Source organism: Peptoniphilus rachelemmaiella (assembly GCF_943169845.1).
Lineage (GTDB): Bacteria > Bacillota > Clostridia > Tissierellales > Peptoniphilaceae > Aedoeadaptatus > Aedoeadaptatus rachelemmaiella.
Genome location: NZ_CALPBW010000019.1, coordinates 1 through 16,789, shown reverse-complemented (window position 1 = coordinate 16,789; position 16,789 = coordinate 1). Strand labels below are relative to the sequence as shown.

Below are 16,789 nucleotides of genomic sequence, written 5' to 3'. Positions count from 1 at the left end.
ATTCGTTCTCCATCACCTTTCGATGCCCGAACGGAAGGCAACATTTACAGGTGATTGAAGTAAAGATCGGCTTTTTCCGACTACTTTAATGCGTCTTGAATGGCCGCTTTCGCCGCTTTGGACGAAAGGGTCGCGCCCGATACCATATCGGCTCTCGTTATCGCCGCTGCCTCCTCTTTCGTCTTGCCGGCATATACAGATAAGCCCTTCCTATTTATAAATCTCTGATGTTTTCTACGGTCTTGACTTCTTTTTGGTGTTGTTCCGTTATCTTCGGCGGAAACAATCCTTCCGTCTTTCATCGTTACTTTTACTAAAAAATCGTAACCTCGGTGAGGTACGGCTCCTCGGCCATTAAATACCCCGTTTAATTTCGCGTCCGCTCCGGGCTGATCTTCTTCCTTCTTTGCCGTATACATAAAACCCGTATCTCCGTAGCCGTAGGTCTTGACCACAATCTTGTAGGTCTTGCCTTCTTCGAATACCGGCTTCGGTTGTCGCCCCGCCGTAACGGATTTGTTCACGGTTCCATCGGTATTGAACAAGGGAATTTGTGCGTAATTGCTCTTGGTGCCATGATGCCCCACCGGCTCGATTTCAACCGCTTTAGGTACCTCTTGACCGTCCCGTCCTTTAATCATCACGGGCTTGTTATTCGTTGTATCCCATTCGATGACTTCAATTTCTTCGATATTTTGTTGGAAGTTTGCAAACTCATTACCGGGTACGTTCAGCTTGTCATGCTCATAGCTGATGTTTGCGCCTTTCTCAATAACGAAGCAGGGATACTTCGGGGTTGCCCCATGACCCGATTCGAAATCCGGTGAACGGTAGTTGTTATTTTCATCCACAATGTTCACGTAGTATTTCCCTGCGGGGGTATTACCATCTTTCAAGAGAAGATCAAAGCCATCGCCTTCAGCCTTCCAACTATAGGCCGCGGCATCCAGCAGCTTTTCGCCATTGTAAATGCCTTGATTGACGCTCAGAAGTTGAACCTTGAAGCCGTTGGGCAATTGATTTTTAAAGTGAATCTTCCAACCTTCATTGGTCTTGACCGGCGCCTCTGCAACCAACACTTGATCTTTTTCTAAGAATTTTTTGCCCGCTTTTTTATCCAAGGCATTAAGCACGGCTTGCTTTAGGGCCTTGCCCGATTCCGTGGCACCTGAGACGGCGTCAGCTTCGCCGCTTTTCATTTGCATGGCTTCGACGCCGGCGCGGTCTTTGCCCACAAATTTTTTGTAAACATCTGCCGTCAGTAAGTCAAAGAACTTTTTATTCTTTTTATTAAAAAATTCTTGGTCCGTTCCCGGCGCCAAGCCTTGGGAAACTGTGTTGTCGTCTTCCACCGAGGCAATCTTCCCGTCTTTATCCAAGGTGACTTTTACACGCACATTGTAGAAGGGCGGATGGATGAAGGGTGCGACCAGCGGATATTGTTGTTGATCCACATTAGCGTCGCCGTAAAGGACGATATCTTTTGGTTCCGGTTTTGAGTCATGGGAAGGTGTAATCATTCCGATGCTCCCCGGCGGTTTTTCCGTGTCTTCTTTTTTCTCTTTCACCACTTCTTTTTCAAGTGGCACTTCCTTTTCAACGGCCTTGTAAACGATTTGAGCAAATTCTTCCCGCGTAATGTTCGCTTTCGGACGCAGATTCATGCCGTCGCCTGTTACAATTTTTTCTTCAATTAAGCGATTCACGGCCTTCTTTGCCCATGCCGATACATCTTTTCCGTCGTCATAATCAGCCAAGTGATCCGCTGTCGTTTTGTCGCCGAGAACGCGGTCCAAAATCGTAAAGGCCTCTTCCCTCGTAATGGATGCGTTAGGCGCCATTTCTATTTCGCTGCGCCCATATATAAAGCCCGCCTTTACCGCCTTGGCGATGTCGTTATAGAACCAATCGTCGGCTTGCACGTCATTGAACCTTGAAATGTCCGCTACTTCCGTCGTTCCTTTCACCCGATTCATAATCGCCGCCATTTGCGCCCTCGTTAAGGGCGACTGCGGAGCAATATGTAAGCTGTCAACGCCTTTTAAATAATCTTTCTCCAGACAATAATTCAGTGCCTTATAAGACCATTCGCTCTCTTTCGGCATATCCTGAAAACTTGCCGCAAAACCGGTCGATTGTGCGGCTACACATAAAGCCAGTGCCGTCACAATTACCGGCATTTTCTTTTTATTCATCGCTTCCTCCTTGTCTAGTAATAAGAACATAGACATCTTCCCAAAGCAATTATATATCCCATTTTTAATTTTGACAATTAATATCAATTGCTTCTAGGGGGTTTCGCCTTCATTAAATTATGGGCATAGAAAAACCCACGACGTTCGTCGTGGGTCAGACTACAGACAAACTCCGAACAAAACTCGGGGTTTGTCTCTTTTTGCTGTAAGAAAATGCCTGCGGCATTTTCTACTCATTGAGATGTGTCGCGGAAAGAAGAATGTAAATTGGGCGTAGAATTCTTATTGGCGAAAAAGTATCTTTGTCCAACTCAAAATCAATCAATGGCGAAGAAGCCCAACAGGAATCGAAGCCCGGCAGGGCTTACAACTATACATCCACTTCAAAAAGGCTTCGCCTCCTTGAAATGGTGTAAGACTGCATCTGACCTTCCAACGTCTCGCTTCGCTCGTCGGGATAGGTCATGATCGCACATATAGAAGGCGTTTGTGGGTGGATGGGGATGTTCAACTATACATCCGTTTCGTGGAGGCTTCGCCTTCCCGAAACGGTGTAAGACTGCATCTGACCTTCCTACGACTCGCTTCGCTCGTCGGGATAGGTCATGAGGGCCCCGGGGAAGGGGCAGAGGGCGAATCGCAACGCCCTTTTTCCCTCCCCCGGAAAGTATTGCGGAGATTTAATTATTGTAAGAGTATGAAGGATCGCGAAACACAAAAACTGAGCACTCGGAAAGCAAAGATCTACTGTTGGCGAAGAATAAAAGAAAGTGTCTTCACAAAACTCGTGCGCCAAAAAAATAAGGAAAGGATCGATTCCTCTCGATCCTTTCCTTATTTTTTTAAAAGTCAGTTGGCTTCTCCTCCACTACCATATCTTCTGCCTTGGCGGCATCACCGTAGGTGGGGGCGAGGGTGTCTTCAAATGCTTTGGTGAAGAATTTTTCTCCGTAGAGTTTTTCGATAATTCCGTTGACGCAGTCGAGCATTTCTTTGTTGCCTTTTTTCACGGCGGGGGCGATGTAGTCCACATCACCCAGGGTTTTAATGCCCACATCGTAGCCGTCGTTTTCCAGTGCCCATGCCAAAACCTCGGTGTTGTCGGTGCTCATGGCATCGCCGCGGCCATCTAAGAGGGCACTATAGGCTTCGGCGTATTGATCGTATTTTTGCAGCTTTACTTCGGGGTGTTTTTCGGTGAAGTAGGTTTCCGCCGTGGTGCCTTTGGAGATGATGAGGGTTTTGTCTTTCAGTTGGGCCACGTCGGTGATTTCACCTTTCGGGGAGACGACGCCCAGGGAGACTTTCATGTAGGGCAAGGCGAAGTCGACTTGTTCTTTTCGCTCGTCGGTCACGGTGAAGTTAGCGAGGAGTAGGTCGATTTTGTTGGCGTTCAGGTATTCGACGCGGCTTGCGGCTTCCACGGGAATGTATTTCACTTTCACGCCCAGTTCTTTGGCGATGCGATCGCCGAGGGCGATGTCGTAGCCTTTAAATTCGCCTTTTTCGTCCATGTAGCCGAAGGGTTTTTTGTCGCCGAAGACGCCGATGGTGATTTCGCCGGATTTTTTGATTTCGTCCACGGTGCGGGTGCCGGCTTTGTCGGTGACGGGGGCGCCTTCTTCTTCCACGCCGCCGCAGGATGCGAGGCCCAGGGCGAGTGTCGCGATCATGAGTAGGGTAAGTAGCTTTTTCATTTTGTCCTCCTTAGTTGTAGTGTTGTCCTTCTAAAAATTGGCGGCTGCGTTCGGTCTTCGGGTGCTCGAAAAAGTCTTCCGGCCCCGTGTCTTCGATGATGTGTCCTTCTTCCATAAACAGAATGCGATTTGCGACTTTTCTCGCAAATTCCATTTCGTGGGTGACGATGAGCATGGTTTTTCCTTCTTTTGCCAGCTCGCCGACGAGGGACAAGACTTCCTGCACCATTTCCGGGTCCAGGGCGGCGGTGACTTCGTCGAAGAGGAAGATTTCCGGATCCATGAGCATAGCTCTGAGAATGGCGACGCGCTGTTGTTGGCCGCCGGAGAGGTTTCTCGGAAAGCTTTGGGCTTTGTCTTTGAGCCCCACCCTGTCCAAGAGGGCCAGGGCGCGCTTTTCAGCCTCGGCTTTGTCTTCGCCTTTGGCTTTCACGGGCCCGAGGGTGAGGTTGTCGAGGACAGTCATGTGGCCGAAGAGCTCGTAGGATTGAAAGACCATGCCGATTTTTTTTCGTACGCCGGGCATGTCTTTTTCTTCTTTGACGACGCTTTCGCCGTTAAGGAGGATGTCGCCTCCCTGAATTTTTTCCAGGCCGTTGATGCAGCGGAGCAGGGTGCTTTTGCCGCAGCCCGAGGGGCCCAGCACGGCGATGACGTCGCCTTTTTCGACCTTCAGGGAGAAGCCGCGGAAGATGGCTTCGCCGTCGTAGGCTTTGACCATGTCTTTTATTTCCAGTATAGCCATTATGCCTCCTTCCATTTCTTTTCAAGGTAGCCTGCCCATTTGGACAGGGGGTAGCAAACTAAAAAGTATAAGATCAAGATGACGAGATAGATCCACAGGGCGGCGGAGGCAAATTCCAACCGCACGGCTTCCACGATTTGTTGGCCGGTTTTGATAACTTCCACCACGCCGATGAGGGCGATGAGGGAGGTGGTTTTAATCATGCGGGTGACCAGGTTCATGGCCTGGGGTATGAGGCGGCGCAGTGCCTGGGGAAGCACGACGTAGCCCATGATCTGTAAGCGGGTGAGGCCGATGGATGCGGCGGCTTCGTATTGGTGCTTCGGGATGGATGAGATGGCACCGCGCACGAGATCGCCCATTTCCGCCGTGCCCCAAAGGGTAAAGACGATGATGGCGGCGTTGAAGCCTGAGATGTGTACGCCCAGGGTCCGGGCCATGCCGAAGTAGACAATAAAGAGGAGCACGAGTTGAGGCATGAGGCGCATAAATTCCAAATAGATTTTCGAAAGGATTTTGATGACCGGGGATTTTTTCGTCATGACCCAGCCGAAGACGAGGCCAAAGAGGATGGAGAGGGCCACGGAGATGAGGGAGACTTCCATGGTGACCCATAGGCCTTTTAGAAGCCTCGCCATGGTATGGGGATTAAGCAAGAGCGCTTGTGCCGATGCCACGTCGCATTCTCCTTTCCAGTAAGCTAAAGATCAGGGCGACGGGAACCAAAATAATCAGGTAGCTCATCACCAAGAGAAGGAGGGCTTCGTCGGTTTCGTAATAGAGGCCGATTAAGTCTTTCGCCACATACATGAGATCCGCCAGTGCCACGGCGCTGAAGACGGAGGTTTCTTTCAGAAGAAAAATAGTGTTGGCGCCGATGGATGGCATGGCCACGGCCAGTGCCTGTGGCAGGACGACGTAGCGGATGCGTTGGCCTTTGGTGAGGCCGATGGCCATGGCCGCTTCGATTTGTCGCTTATCCACGGCTTCGATGCCGGAGCGAAAGGATTCGGCCATGTAGCTTGCCCCGAGAAAGATCAGCCCCGCCACGGCGCAGGCTTCGGAGGAGAGGACGATGCCGATTTTCGGCAGGCCGAAGTAGAGAAAAAACAGTTGAATCAACAAGGGGGTGTTTCTGGAGATTTCGATGTACGCCTTGGCGAGGCCGTTTAGCACGGGGATTTTTTCCACGCGAATCAAGGCGAGGATGAACCCCACGAGGGCCGATGCCGCCACGCCGATGAGCCCGATTGTGAGGGTGAGTTTCGCCGCCTCGACGTAGTGGGGCAACATGGCCACGAGAAAATCTCGGTTCATAAGTACTCCTTTCAGGCAATTAAAAAAAGCGAGCCGAAGCCCGCTTCAAGATGCCTATGGAAAATAACAATCAGGACAAGCCCATGTCTTTTCCCAACATCTGCGCAGGCAAATAACCCGTACAACAACAAGTACAGGAACAAGCACATTTGCAGATGCTTTGGAATAAGGTGTTCATGGTTTCTCCTTTTGATTTTTTCTTATCATACCACGGCACTTTCGCCTTGTCAAACCAATTTACTCTGATTTAACTTCTCCCCTATCGGGCTTCGTTTAAAAGGCCTTCGAGGATTCTGACGGCGCCGTCGATTTCATCTTTCGTCGTGTTGTAATCGGTAACGAAGCGCACAGGCACCGTGCCCGCTTCTTTCGGGCCCATACGATCGAATTGTCCGTGTTTTTCCAGTTCGTCAGCCACAGCTTTCGGCAGGCGAATAAATAATTGATTGCTCTCGGGGGGATAGATAAATTCCACGCCCAGGTAGTCAAGTTCCCGCGCCAGGTAGCTTGCGGCCAAGTTGGCGGTGCGGCCGTTTTCGAAATAAAGGTCGTCGGTGAAGAGGGCTTCGTATTGGGTGCCCAGGGTAAAGCCCTTGGCCATAAGTAGGGCCCGTTGTTTTTGGAAGTAGATAAATTCCCGTGCCAGGTCGTCGTTTTTAAAGACCAGGGCTTCGCCGAAGAGGGCGCCGTTTTTCGTGCCGCCGATGGAAAAGATGTCGGCGTAGTCCATGTATTCGGAAAGCTTCACGTCATTGACCTCGCTTGTGAGGGCGCTGGCCATGCGGGCGCCGTCAATGTAGACGGGAAGAGAATATTTATCCGCCACTTTTTTAATGGCGGCGAGCTCTTCTTTTCGGTAGACGAGGCCGGTTTCCGTGGTGTTTGAAAGATAGATGATGCCGGGGAGAACATTGTGGAAATCGCCGAAGGATGCGATGAATGCATCCAGCACCTCGGGATCGTATTTTCCGGCTTCGGTGTTTACGGTGACCACTTTGTGGCCCGCCGCTTCCATGGCGCCTACTTCGTGGCCCACCACGTGGCCCAGATCGGCGCTGACGATGGCTTCGTGGGGACGCAAATGGAAGGTGAGGGCCAAAAGATTGGCCGCCGTGCCGCCGTGGACGAAGTGGACGGGGTAATCGCCGCCGGTGGCTTCTTGAATCAGGCGAATGGCCCGCTCCGTGTGGGGATCGAAGCCGTAGCCGGCATTTCCCTCGCCGTCGGTGGCGGCCAGGGCTTGAAGGACCTTCGGATGGCATAAATCGTGGTAATCGTTTCTGAAATTAAACATAAGCACCCCTTTTTCATTGTCTTTTTGTTTTTGTCATTATATCATAGGCACGAAAGGAAGGTTTCTATGAAAAAGACTCGCCACGGCGCCGATCTTTACGCCCTGGAAACAAAATACCACTATCGCCCGGAGGAGATACGGGATTTTTCGTCGAACATCAATCCCCTGGGCCCTTCGCCGAAAGCCATGGAGGCGGCGGCGAAAAACATTCGTGCCCTGTGTCGCTACCCGGATCCGGAGTATCGGAAGCTGAAGGCGGCCATGGCCGATTATCTCAAGGTTGCCCCGGAGGCCGTGCTTTTAGGAAGCGGCACGTCGCAGCTGATTCAAGAGGCCATTGCCCACATAAAGCCCGCCCGGGCGCTGATTAACAGCCCTTGCTACAGCGAGTACGCCCGGGAGCTGGAGAAAATCGGGGCGGAGATTTTTGAATACCACTTGGATTACCACAAAAATTTCGTTCCGGGCGTGGACGAAATCATCGCCCAAATTCGTAGCGAGGCCGTGGATCTTTACGTGCTCACCAATCCCAACAACCCCACGGGCTCCATTTTGACTCGGGCGGATGTGGCGCGGATTTTAGACGAAACCGACGCCTATGTCTTGGTCGATGAAACCTACATCGAGTTTACGGATCCCGCCATTTACTCCGCCGTGTCTTTAATCAGAAGCCGCGAAAAGCTCATCGTGATCCGCGGCACGAGCAAATTTTTCGCCACGCCGGGGATTCGCCTGGGCTACGCCGTGACCGGGGATGAGGCCCTTCACGCTGCCCTTGCCGAGAATCTTTCCATGTGGGGGATCAATGCCATGGCCGATATTATGGGCCGGGTCATGTTTCAGGATGTGGCTTTTCGCGAGGAAAGCTTCCGCCTGATTCAGCGGGAGAAGGGGAAGGTCATCGCCGCTTTAGAGGCCAACGAGGCCCTAAAGGTGTTTCCCTCCTACGGCAATTTCGTCTTGGTGAAGATTAAAGACGGTGTGCACACAGCGGCGGAACTTCGCGAAGCTCTTCTCGCGAAGAAAATGGTGATTCGCGACTGCGCCAATTTTAAAAATTTAGACGAACGCTTCTTCCGCTTCTGCCTTTTGGATCCGGAATCCAACGAGGCTTTGGTGAAGGCCGTCGACGATTTCTTTAACGGGCATGAAAAAGGCGACTGATCCCCGTAAATTTTCCCAATAAAAAATCCCCCACCGCCATGGTGAGGGATAATTTTTTGCTTATCTTTGAGCCAATTCGTGGTCGAAGATGTAGAGGCCGTTCCAGGATTCGTTGATGCGTTCCAAGCGTTCGACGATGTTGCGGAAGGTGTCTTCTTCTTCACGTTGTTCTGCGATGAATTTATCGAGGAATTGTTGGGTATTCAAGCAGCCCACTTCGATGGCTTCTTTGTAGATGGCCTTGATGCGGCGGGTAACTTCTTGTTCGTGTTCGTAAGCGGCACGGAAGGTGTCGGTGAAGTTACCGAATTCCTTCGGCGGCTTTGAAATGGCTTCGTATTCCGGTACACAGTCGGTTTCTTGAAGGAAATCATAGAATTCTCTTGCGTGTTCCAATTCTTCTTTGGCTTGTTGTACGAAGAAGTGGTTGAAACCGGACATGCCTTGGCTGTCCATGCAGTTGGCCATGGACATGTAGATGTAGGCCGATTCAATTTCAAAGTTAAGTTGTTCGTTCAGTTTTTTGCTTAATTCGTTGGACATAACATTCCTCCTAACCTTACTCCTAAAAGTACGGTTCATAAACGCCATACACCGGTACGCCTTTTTCTACGAGGCGCGCCAGGACAGTGGGGATTTCTTCGACTTCCAATCTAAGACGAATACCGTTGTAGCGAAACAGACAACGCCCGGCATAGGGGCTGTCAGGCTTATTTAGTAGGTCCATGAGCTCGCCGATGTGCGCATCCATATCGCCGATTTGGAAAAAGATATTCCGAAAACCGGCTTGTTCTCTGTTGATTGTTTTAATTAATAGTGTATCGTGCATGAACGTAACCCCCCGAACTCTGTTCGCTTTACTTATACCCGAGGGATTCACTTTTAATCGGTTTCGATGCGAATATTGTCGATTTCCGTAAGACCTTTTGCGGTAATTTCCACGCGACGCAGTGTATTTAGGCGAAAGGCGGGATTTTTTTTCGCCATGGCTTCTTTTGTGAGGCGCACCGTTTCCAAAGCCCGCTTGTATTCCCACTTTTTCGCCGCGTACTGCCATTTCAAGAGGCCCGTTTCCACGGCGGCGTGCAAGCTGTCTTTTTCAGGCGAAAAGTCCACTTTCTCCCCGGCTGCGTCGATTAAGGTGATCTTTACATCGGCTCGGCCACTTTTTGCTGCCACATCCAGGGCGAAGTCCCCTTCCGCCGCTTCGTCGATGTTCAGGGCGTAGGTGCCGATGAGTCGGGCGACGTGGTTGTTTCCGCCGCGGCCCGAGGGGGCGAAGGCCCCTTCCTGATAGGTGGTGGCGCCTTTTATGTCCGGCGTAGCGGCGGTGGCGGTGGTGAGATCGGCATCTTCTTCGAAGTCGGCGAGGACGCAGCTCTTCGGCTGGGTGGCCAGGGCAAAGCCCGATTGCGGCAGGTAGTCTTTTATGTCATGAAACAGTCTCCGGTCTTTTACAAAGGCATAGGCCGCCACTTCTAAAAAGTGCTGTTGGTCTTTCTTGTCCAACACATTGCCCGTGGCCAATGCCAGGGCCTGGAGGCCTTCCCGATCCAACCTGCCCCAATTGGAATTAAATTGGCTGTGATTGGCGTAGTCCACGAGGAGCTGGCCCCGCCAGGCACCTGCGCGGCGGTATTGATCCATGCCTTCTAGGGAAGCCACGTCTTGATCCCACGCCCCGGCCACGAGGAAGTAGGGCACTTTCAGTTCCACCGGGCGATCGCCGGGCTCGTACTGGCTGTCTGTCGGCGCCACGGACAGGACGCCTGCCACTTTCATGTTTTTCGTGGCCGTGCCCGTGTCGGGATTGTAGGGCAATTGGGCGAAGGATGCCGCCACCGCCGCCGCTTCGCCGCCGCGACTGTGGCCGCCGAAGTAGAGGCGTTTTTTATCGATGCGGCCCTTGAAGCGGGGGTCACTCAAGATTTTGTCGGCGTGATCCAAAAGGCTCAGGGCCCGAGCGTCGTTTTCGCCGGAAAGGCCTTTGCCTAAATAGGCGTTAAAGTGGGACTGCTCCACGGATTGAAAGGCCACGCCACGCGCCGCCAAGTAGCGGCCCAGGTAGTCGTAGCCCCCTTTGTTGTCCTCGATCATGTTGTGATTGCCGTGAACGAAGACGACGAGGGGCACGTTCTTCGCCCCGACAGGTAAATAGAGATCCCCTTCGTAGGGCACGTGGGCAGGGGTGTAGCCGAAAAAGAGCTTCCGCAACCGGTCTTGATGTTTGGGCAGGCGCAGGTAGGCGGCGTAGTTTTCTTCTCCGTAGTCGTAGCTGCGGCCAGGGCCGTAAGTAATTTTTTCCACCTCGTAGCGTGCGGGGATGCTTTTCTTCGCCTCCGCCACGTCGGGTCTTGTCTTGGGGCCGGACCACGCGCAGAAAAAGATGAGCCCGGCCATAAGGATCGCCCCTCCTGCAGTGGCCGCCGGGTAAAGCTTCCGCGCCCCAACGCCAAGGGCGAAGAGCCAGATTACCGCCACCACGGCGGCCGTGGCGGTGGTGATGTAGGTGTCGGAGGCGGGACCCAGGGAGGCGGTGGCGCTGAGCACGTCTTCTACCTCATAGGCCAGGGCGCCTAAGAGGAGCATCTCCGTCGCCGCCGGGGTGAGGATGCTTGAGGCGAAATTTTTGACCAGCAGGATCGCCCCTAAAAGGGCACAAAAATAGATCCCCCACAAAACCACGTCGGCCACAGCGTGGGGAATCTTTGTCTGAAAGTAGAAGCCGGGGAATTCGTCCAGGAAAAAGAGCGCCAGAAAGCCTGCGAGCCACAGAAGTCGCCCACCGTTAAAGGCGCCTTTATTCAGCTTCTTCCATGTCCCCTTCATGGGCACACCCCTTTCCCCGGCAAGGCTTTCTCGCCAGATCCGCGGCGGGAATCACGACAAACTCCACGCCGTCGTCGGTTTCGATTTTTACCTTCACCAAGGCCTCTAAGGTATTGGTGGCCACGACCACGCCCTTGCCCTCGGAGGTGTAGACCACGCGTCCCACCCGAGGCATGATTTTTAAATTCTCTTCGTAGCCCGGCTGCTCGTATCTTAAACAGCACAAAAGCCTGCCGCAGACACCGCTGATGGCGTCGGGATTTAAGGAAAGGCCCTGATCCTTGGCCATGTTAATGGATACCGGCGAAAAGTCTCCCAAAAAGGAGGCGCAGCAGCACTCTCTGCCGCAAATGCCGATGCCGCCTAAAAGCTTGGCCTCGTCTCTCACGCCGATTTGTCTCAGCTCGATGCGGGTGCGGAAAATAGCCGCCAAATCCCGCACCAGGCGGCGAAAGTCCACCCGGCCTTCGGCGGTGAAGTAAAAGAGCAGCTTGGAATTGTCGAAGGTGTACTCCGCGCTGATGAGGCGCATTTTCAGGCCGTGTTCTTTAATTTTTTCCTCGCAGACCACCATGGCCTCCCGAGCCAGATTGCGGTTGGATCGGTGGCGCGCATCGTCTTCTTCCGTGGCCATGCGCAAAATAGGTTTCAGCTCGCCTACAATATCGTCGGCGGCCACGGCCTTGCGCTCAATGGCCACGTAGCCGTATTCCACGCCTCGCGCCGTTTCCACAATGACGCCGCCGTCTTGAACGGGAGCGGTGTCTTTGGGATCGAAATAATAAATTTTTCCGCGGCGCTTAAATCGCACGCCGACTACATCTCTCGTCTCTGTCAAAATCCACTAGCCTCCAATTGTTATAAGCAGCCATTCAAAGGCAAAGCTTTTGTTTACATTCATCTCCACATAGCGCCGCGCTCGGTAAATGGCATCGATGATCTCATAGACCCGCATCCCCACCGCCTCGGACTGGCGGGCGATGGGCACGCGATAATCTTTGTTCTTGATTGCATGTTCATCGCCGGTTTCGTAATAAACGGCCATGTCCCGAAAATAGGCGAGCATTTCGTCGAAAATTTCGCTCAAATGCTCTTTCTCCTCGTCGAAAAAACTGCGCGCCAAAAAAGCTTCCTCCTGCCCGGACAAAACTTTCTCGATGAGGCGATAGATGCGGTGGCGCCGCTCGGGATCGGAGATGGCCCCGCCGCTTTTTAAATCCAAAAAGCCCGCTCGGGAGCGCACCGTAGGCAGAATTTTCTCCGGCGACGCAGTTAAAAGGAGAAAGCGGGTCTTCGCCGGTGGCTCTTCCAGCACCTTTAACAGGGCGTTTTGCCCCTCGACGGTGGTGGTGTCGAAGTCCACAAAGACAAAGACCTTGCCTCCGCCGCCGTAATCCGTCATGGCAGCCGCCTTCAGCACCCCTTCGATGCGCTCCTTTTTTATGGATGCCTTGGCGGTTTTTTTCGTCGGGGCGATTTCCACATAGTCCGGATGATTCTCCCCTCGCCCTTCGCCGGATAAAAAGAGCTTGCAGGAAGAACAATGGTCGCAGGGCGCCTCCTCGCCGGTGCACAAATAGCCCATGGCCAGGCTGCGCGCCGCCTGAAGGGCCGCCTCCCCGTCGCCTTTTAAAATGTAGGCGTGTAAACCGGACTTTACGAGATCCGCTGTCAAATGTGGATGCCCTTAATTAAATCGATGGCAAAGACGTGGGCTCCGGCGTGGATTTCGTCTCGCCCGCTGTGTTTGCCTACGACCTTGTCGAAGATGGCTTTTAATTTTTCGTACTGACTGTCGGTGACGCCGATGACCACCGTCGTGTTGCCCTCTTTCATGAAGCCGCCGGTGGAGGCCATTTCCGTGACGGAAATATCCGCCTCAAGCAATTCGTCGATGACATCGCCGACAAAGCGGTCGGCAATAATCGCAACCACCATTTTATCCATGCTGCGCCCCCTTAATAACGATTGTATTCTGCCACATCGAGAATGAAGATGGTGGCGCCCCCGACGCGCACATTTAAAGGATAGGGCATAAAGGATTCCCCGGGCGACATGGATACCATGGAGGTGGGCTCTTCTCTGACGGAGCAATTGGCTTCCATAATGTCGAAGAGCTCATCCATGTCTTTTTCTTCCACGCCCATTAAAAGGGTGGTGTTGCCGGCCTTTAAAAAGCCCCCGGAAGAAGATAATTTCGTGACGCGGAAGCGCTTTTCGGTCAATGCGTCGATTAAACCGGGGGCGTCTTGATCCTGCACAATGGCAAATATTAGTTTCATTTAATCCGGTACTCCTTTTCAATGGCTTCGATGCAGCGCTTAAGCACCTGATCCGCCGCGGCGGATGCGTCGATAAGGCTCAGGTCTTCTTTGCGCCGCTCGGCCAAGATTCTATAATAGGTCTCCACCGTGTCCATGACCTTTTCGTCGGATTCCAGGCGATCGGCGAGACGTTCTTTCATGCGTGTTTTGCCCGTGCCCTCGGGCACGTCCAGGTATAGGGTGATGTCTGCTTTGAGGTCGTCGGTGGCGAAGGCGTTAATGGCTTCAATGGGCGAAAGGCCCAATTGCCGGCACAGCCCCTGATAGACGAGGCTCGAGAAGACGTAGCGCTCCGACACCACCAAGGCCCCTTCGGCCAAGGCAGGGCGGATCACTTCCTCCACGTGTTGTGCCCGGGCCGCGGCATAAAGCAGGGCCTCGCAGCGCGGGTGCATGGCTTTGTTTTCGGGATCCAGGAGAATCCCACGCACGGCTTCGGAGATGGCCGTGCCGCCAGGTTCCCGCGTGTGGAGCACCGCTACGCCCTTTTCTTTGAAATGGCGGCAGATGCCTTCGGCCACGGTGGATTTGCCCGATCCGTCCGGTCCTTCGATGACGACAAATAATCCTTTCATGGAAACACCCCCTCGGCTTTATTATAACATAGCTTTAGTCAAGCTCGTAGGCGGCAAAACCTTCGGCGAAGCGGGTCTTAATGCCGTAGCTTGCGAAGACTTCATCCAGCACCTTAAAGAGGGCGGCAAAATTGTCCTTAGAAATATTCGCCCCCATGTGGCCGATGCGAATGATGCGGTCGTGAAGCTTGCCGGCGCCTTTGGAGATAAACACGCCCCGCTCACGACACTTGGCGAGAAATTCCGTGGCGGAAATCCCCTCGGGCAGACACACGGCGGTCACCGTATCGGCAAAGGAATCCTTCGGGTAGAGCTCGAAGCCTTCCTTCACGAAAAGTTCCCGGGTCATTTTGCCGTAGGTTCTGTGCAGATTCACGCTGTCCCTTCTCTCCCACAGATCCAGGGCCTTGTTCAAAGCGCCGGTTAAGTGTTCGCTCATGGTGTAGGGGAAGGCGAAATCTTCCTGACCGCTCATGTAGTTTAAGACATTCATGTAGTAGCTGGGGATGGGCGCCTTGCGACTTTTCATCTTTTCTTCCGCCGCTTCGGAAATGGTAATCATGGAAAGGCCCGTGGGGGCGGAGAGGCATTTTTGCGTGGCGGAAAGCATCATGTCCACGCCGTACGCATCGAAGTCGATGTCTTCGCCGCCGAAGGAGGACACGCAGTCCGCAATGGATAAGATGCCGTAGTCTTTTAAGAGATTGCAAATGGCCTTCACGTCGTTGGTCAGGCCGGAAGGGGTTTCGCAGTGGACCATGGTGGCCATGGCGAAATCGGAATCCTTTTCCAAAAAGGCCTTTAATTCATCCAAGTCGAAGCCCCGGCGATGATCCTTTTCGTAAAGCACGGCTTCCCCGCCGAAAAAGTTCACGTAATCGGCAAAGCCGCCGCCGAAGACGCCGTTACTCATAACCAGCACCCGTTCCCCCGGCTCCATTAAGGAGCAGACGGCGGCCTCGAGGGCGAGCATCCCTTCGCCTAACATAATCACCGTGGGGCGGGTGGTCTTTACCACGGCGGAAAGCCGCTTCTCCACATTCCGGTGAAACACTTCGTAGGCCGGATCCAAATCCGGATTGGTTACCACTTCCGTCATGGCCGCTTCCACTTCCGGCAATAGCGTCGTCGGGCCCGCACATAAAATTCGCATGATCGTCTCCTTTGTTGTTCGGTATGCATTGTCTTATCTACAGTATAACACGCTTCGGGCGGTTGAACCTATCCTGATATTGAGGTATACTGGGGGCAACCGCATGTATTATAGGAAAATAGGAGGATTTTATGTCATTAAAAGGAACTAAAACTGCCAACAATCTTTTGATCTCTTTCGCAGGAGAATCTCAAGCCACGGCACGCTACACCATGTACGCCAAACAAGCAGACAAAGATGCTTCCGTTCAAATTAAAAACATCTTCTTGGAAACCGCACGCAACGAAGAAGAACACGGTAAGCGCTTCTTTAAATACTTGCTCGACGACTTCAACGAAGAAGAACTGGAAGTAAAATGGGATTACCCCGTGGCTTTAGGCAGCACGGAATTAAACCTGAAACACGCCGCTGAAGGGGAAGACGGCGAAGCCACCGACATGTATCCCAAATTTGCGGAAATCGCCCGCGAAGAAGGCTTCGACGACATCGCCGACAACTGGATTGAAATCGCCGAAGTGGAAGAAGCCCACCGCAATCGCTTCCTGAAGCTGTTGGAAAATGTTAAAGAAGACAAGCTCTTTAAGCGCGACGAAGTTGTGCTCTGGAAATGCAACAACTGCGGCTACATTCACGAAGGCAAAGAAGCCCCGGAAAAATGCCCCGCTTGCTTCCACCCGCAAAAATGGTTTGAACTCTTCGTCGAAACCTATTAAAATACACTTGAAACCAAGCACCCAAGCCACGGCTTCGGTGCTTTTTTCATGAAAGGAGATGCCATGGATCGAAACAAGCGCGTGGCCGAGATGGAGGCCATTTTAAAGGAGCACACTGACGCCGTAAAGGCCTTTCGGGAGGCGCTGGCCGCCTTCGAAAAAGCCCAGGTAGCCTACGACAAGCTGGATGCTTATTACAGCTCCCACGATTGGTTTGACGACGTAGACGCTTTCGACAAAGGGGAGATCACCGTGGACTGCGGCGTGCTCACAGAAGATGCCGTCTACGATTTAATCGGCGACAATTACGAGCTGGCCAAGGAAATGATTCGCGTGGCCAACGCCATTTTTCAAAAGCACTGAAAAAAGCGGGAGACCCCCGCTTTTTTTGTTGCCCGAATCGGCGCTTTCCCTTCCCATTCATTTCGCGTCCCGAAGATTCACGCAAAATAAACATCCCCCGGCGTAGCCGGGGGTTTTCCTTTTTCGGCCCAAAGGGCCTGCATTACTAGCTGCGCCTGAAGGGCGTCGGTGGTCTGCCCGTGCTAACGTTACTCGGCTACCCCTTGAAGGGGTTCGTCGTGTCGAAGGTTAGTTGCTCACTTATTTGATCTTCTTTCAGCTGATTTTGAATGTATTCCTGAATCTTTTTAGCGTTTTTTCCCGCTGTATCGACGTAATAGCCTCGGCACCAAAACTGCCTTCCCCTATATTTAAATTTCATGTCTCCCCATCGTTCATAGATCATGATACTGCTCTTACCTTTTAGAAAGCCCATGAATG

The 16,789-nt window shown here is 52.7% G+C and carries 19 protein-coding genes; 3 read left to right on the top strand and 16 right to left on the bottom strand.

The features are described 5' to 3' along the window. Window positions 1–80: 80 nt before the first annotated feature. From KO087_RS07990 to KO087_RS07965, 6 genes are all read right to left on the bottom strand, one after another. On the bottom strand, window positions 81–2,195 hold the full coding sequence (locus KO087_RS07990; protein ID WP_215508740.1) for an S-layer homology domain-containing protein: 2,115 nt from the start codon (window positions 2,193–2,195) through the stop codon (window positions 81–83). Window positions 2,196–3,037: 842 nt separating this feature from the next. Continuing rightward, window positions 3,038–3,892 (bottom strand): cysteine ABC transporter substrate-binding protein, encoded by an 855-nt coding sequence (locus KO087_RS07985; RefSeq protein WP_215508739.1) that lies wholly within the window; start codon window positions 3,890–3,892, stop codon window positions 3,038–3,040. Between the two features lie 10 nt (window positions 3,893–3,902). Further along, window positions 3,903–4,637: an amino acid ABC transporter ATP-binding protein gene (locus KO087_RS07980; RefSeq protein ID WP_432765681.1), complete on the bottom strand. Its 735-nt coding sequence runs from the start codon at window positions 4,635–4,637 to the stop codon at window positions 3,903–3,905. Continuing rightward, window positions 4,637–5,314 carry an amino acid ABC transporter permease gene (locus KO087_RS07975; RefSeq protein WP_251374986.1) on the bottom strand — a complete coding sequence of 226 codons (678 nt, stop codon included), beginning with the start codon at window positions 5,312–5,314 and terminating at the stop codon, window positions 4,637–4,639. Before KO087_RS07975 ends, KO087_RS07980 begins: the two co-directional genes overlap by 1 nt. Continuing rightward, on the bottom strand, window positions 5,286–5,954 hold the full coding sequence (locus KO087_RS07970; protein ID WP_215508738.1) for an amino acid ABC transporter permease: 669 nt from the start codon (window positions 5,952–5,954) through the stop codon (window positions 5,286–5,288). Before KO087_RS07970 ends, KO087_RS07975 begins: the two co-directional genes overlap by 29 nt. Window positions 5,955–6,213: 259 nt before the next feature. Then, entirely contained in the window at window positions 6,214–7,248 is a 1,035-nt protein-coding gene (locus KO087_RS07965; protein WP_215508737.1) for a threonine aldolase family protein, read from the bottom strand. A 66-nt stretch (window positions 7,249–7,314) separates the two neighbouring features. Between KO087_RS07965 and KO087_RS07960 the strand changes: the two genes are divergently transcribed. Continuing rightward, window positions 7,315–8,412 (top strand): pyridoxal phosphate-dependent aminotransferase, encoded by a 1,098-nt coding sequence (locus KO087_RS07960; RefSeq protein WP_215508736.1) that lies wholly within the window; start codon window positions 7,315–7,317, stop codon window positions 8,410–8,412. Between the two features lie 60 nt (window positions 8,413–8,472). Here KO087_RS07960 and KO087_RS07955 read toward each other — a convergent pair whose 3' ends face one another. Genes KO087_RS07955 through KO087_RS07915 form a run of 9 tightly spaced genes read right to left on the bottom strand, consistent with a single transcriptional unit; the run spans window position 8,473 to window position 15,293 of the window. Further along, window positions 8,473–8,955 carry a ferritin gene (locus KO087_RS07955; protein ID WP_215508735.1) on the bottom strand — a complete coding sequence of 161 codons (483 nt, stop codon included), beginning with the start codon at window positions 8,953–8,955 and terminating at the stop codon, window positions 8,473–8,475. A 22-nt stretch (window positions 8,956–8,977) separates the two neighbouring features. Then, window positions 8,978–9,241, bottom strand: a complete 264-nt coding sequence (locus KO087_RS07950) for a hypothetical protein (protein ID WP_215508734.1) — start codon at window positions 9,239–9,241, stop codon at window positions 8,978–8,980. Window positions 9,242–9,294: 53 nt separating this feature from the next. Beyond that, window positions 9,295–11,241, bottom strand: coding sequence for an alpha/beta hydrolase (locus tag KO087_RS07945; protein WP_215508733.1), 1,947 nt, complete (start codon window positions 11,239–11,241; stop codon window positions 9,295–9,297). Continuing rightward, complete coding sequence (locus tag KO087_RS07940) at window positions 11,213–12,079, bottom strand: PSP1 domain-containing protein (RefSeq protein ID WP_215508732.1); 867 nt, start codon at window positions 12,077–12,079, stop codon at window positions 11,213–11,215. The genes KO087_RS07945 and KO087_RS07940 overlap by 29 nt, the downstream gene beginning before the upstream one ends. 6 nt (window positions 12,080–12,085) lie before the next feature. Next, window positions 12,086–12,916: a DNA polymerase III subunit gene (locus KO087_RS07935; protein ID WP_215508731.1), complete on the bottom strand. Its 831-nt coding sequence runs from the start codon at window positions 12,914–12,916 to the stop codon at window positions 12,086–12,088. Next, window positions 12,913–13,188 (bottom strand): cyclic-di-AMP receptor, encoded by a 276-nt coding sequence (locus KO087_RS07930; RefSeq protein WP_215508730.1) that lies wholly within the window; start codon window positions 13,186–13,188, stop codon window positions 12,913–12,915. The genes KO087_RS07935 and KO087_RS07930 overlap by 4 nt, the downstream gene beginning before the upstream one ends. An 11-nt stretch (window positions 13,189–13,199) precedes the next feature. Beyond that, a complete protein-coding gene (locus tag KO087_RS07925) occupies window positions 13,200–13,523 on the bottom strand; it encodes a cyclic-di-AMP receptor (protein WP_108832022.1) in 324 nt (107 codons plus the stop codon). Next, window positions 13,520–14,140, bottom strand: a complete 621-nt coding sequence (gene tmk / locus KO087_RS07920; protein ID WP_215508729.1) for a dTMP kinase — start codon at window positions 14,138–14,140, stop codon at window positions 13,520–13,522. The genes KO087_RS07925 and tmk overlap by 4 nt, the downstream gene beginning before the upstream one ends. 34 nt (window positions 14,141–14,174) lie before the next feature. Beyond that, window positions 14,175–15,293: a pyridoxal-phosphate-dependent aminotransferase family protein gene (locus tag KO087_RS07915; protein WP_215508728.1), complete on the bottom strand. Its 1,119-nt coding sequence runs from the start codon at window positions 15,291–15,293 to the stop codon at window positions 14,175–14,177. A gap of 131 nt (window positions 15,294–15,424) precedes the next feature. Here KO087_RS07915 and rbr point away from each other — a divergent pair, with 131 nt between their 5' ends. Together rbr and KO087_RS07905 are read left to right on the top strand one after the other, a co-directional pair. Next, a complete protein-coding gene (gene rbr, locus KO087_RS07910) occupies window positions 15,425–16,006 on the top strand; it encodes a rubrerythrin (RefSeq protein WP_215508727.1) in 582 nt (193 codons plus the stop codon). A gap of 63 nt (window positions 16,007–16,069) precedes the next feature. Beyond that, window positions 16,070–16,369, top strand: coding sequence for a DUF4298 domain-containing protein (locus KO087_RS07905; protein ID WP_215508726.1), 300 nt, complete (start codon window positions 16,070–16,072; stop codon window positions 16,367–16,369). A 196-nt stretch (window positions 16,370–16,565) separates the two neighbouring features. Here the strand turns inward: KO087_RS07905 and KO087_RS07900 are convergent. Next, the coding region (locus KO087_RS07900; protein WP_215508624.1) for a transposase at window positions 16,566–16,789 on the bottom strand (224 nt) is incomplete at its 5' end.

Excerpts from the sequence above, each read along its gene's own strand:
- KO087_RS07955 (WP_215508735.1), bottom strand. The coding sequence starts at position 8,955 with ATGTCCAACGAATTAAGCAAAAAACTGAACGAACAACTTAACTTTGAA.
- KO087_RS07950 (WP_215508734.1), bottom strand. The coding sequence starts at position 9,241 with ATGCACGATACACTATTAATTAAAACAATCAACAGAGAACAAGCCGGT.
- KO087_RS07930 (WP_215508730.1), bottom strand. The coding sequence starts at position 13,188 with ATGGATAAAATGGTGGTTGCGATTATTGCCGACCGCTTTGTCGGCGAT.
- KO087_RS07960 (WP_215508736.1), top strand. The coding sequence starts at position 7,315 with ATGAAAAAGACTCGCCACGGCGCCGATCTTTACGCCCTGGAAACAAAA.
- KO087_RS07915 (WP_215508728.1), bottom strand. The coding sequence starts at position 15,293 with ATGCGAATTTTATGTGCGGGCCCGACGACGCTATTGCCGGAAGTGGAA.
- rbr (WP_215508727.1), top strand. The coding sequence starts at position 15,425 with ATGTCATTAAAAGGAACTAAAACTGCCAACAATCTTTTGATCTCTTTC.
- KO087_RS07970 (WP_215508738.1), bottom strand. The coding sequence starts at position 5,954 with ATGAACCGAGATTTTCTCGTGGCCATGTTGCCCCACTACGTCGAGGCG.
- KO087_RS07985 (WP_215508739.1), bottom strand. The coding sequence starts at position 3,892 with ATGAAAAAGCTACTTACCCTACTCATGATCGCGACACTCGCCCTGGGC.
- KO087_RS07945 (WP_215508733.1), bottom strand. The coding sequence starts at position 11,241 with ATGAAGGGGACATGGAAGAAGCTGAATAAAGGCGCCTTTAACGGTGGG.
- KO087_RS07905 (WP_215508726.1), top strand. The coding sequence starts at position 16,070 with ATGGATCGAAACAAGCGCGTGGCCGAGATGGAGGCCATTTTAAAGGAG.
- tmk (WP_215508729.1), bottom strand. The coding sequence starts at position 14,140 with ATGAAAGGATTATTTGTCGTCATCGAAGGACCGGACGGATCGGGCAAA.
- KO087_RS07990 (WP_215508740.1), bottom strand. The coding sequence starts at position 2,195 with ATGAATAAAAAGAAAATGCCGGTAATTGTGACGGCACTGGCTTTATGT.
- KO087_RS07980 (WP_432765681.1), bottom strand. The coding sequence starts at position 4,637 with ATGGCTATACTGGAAATAAAAGACATGGTCAAAGCCTACGACGGCGAA.
- KO087_RS07965 (WP_215508737.1), bottom strand. The coding sequence starts at position 7,248 with ATGTTTAATTTCAGAAACGATTACCACGATTTATGCCATCCGAAGGTC.
- KO087_RS07925 (WP_108832022.1), bottom strand. The coding sequence starts at position 13,523 with ATGAAACTAATATTTGCCATTGTGCAGGATCAAGACGCCCCCGGTTTA.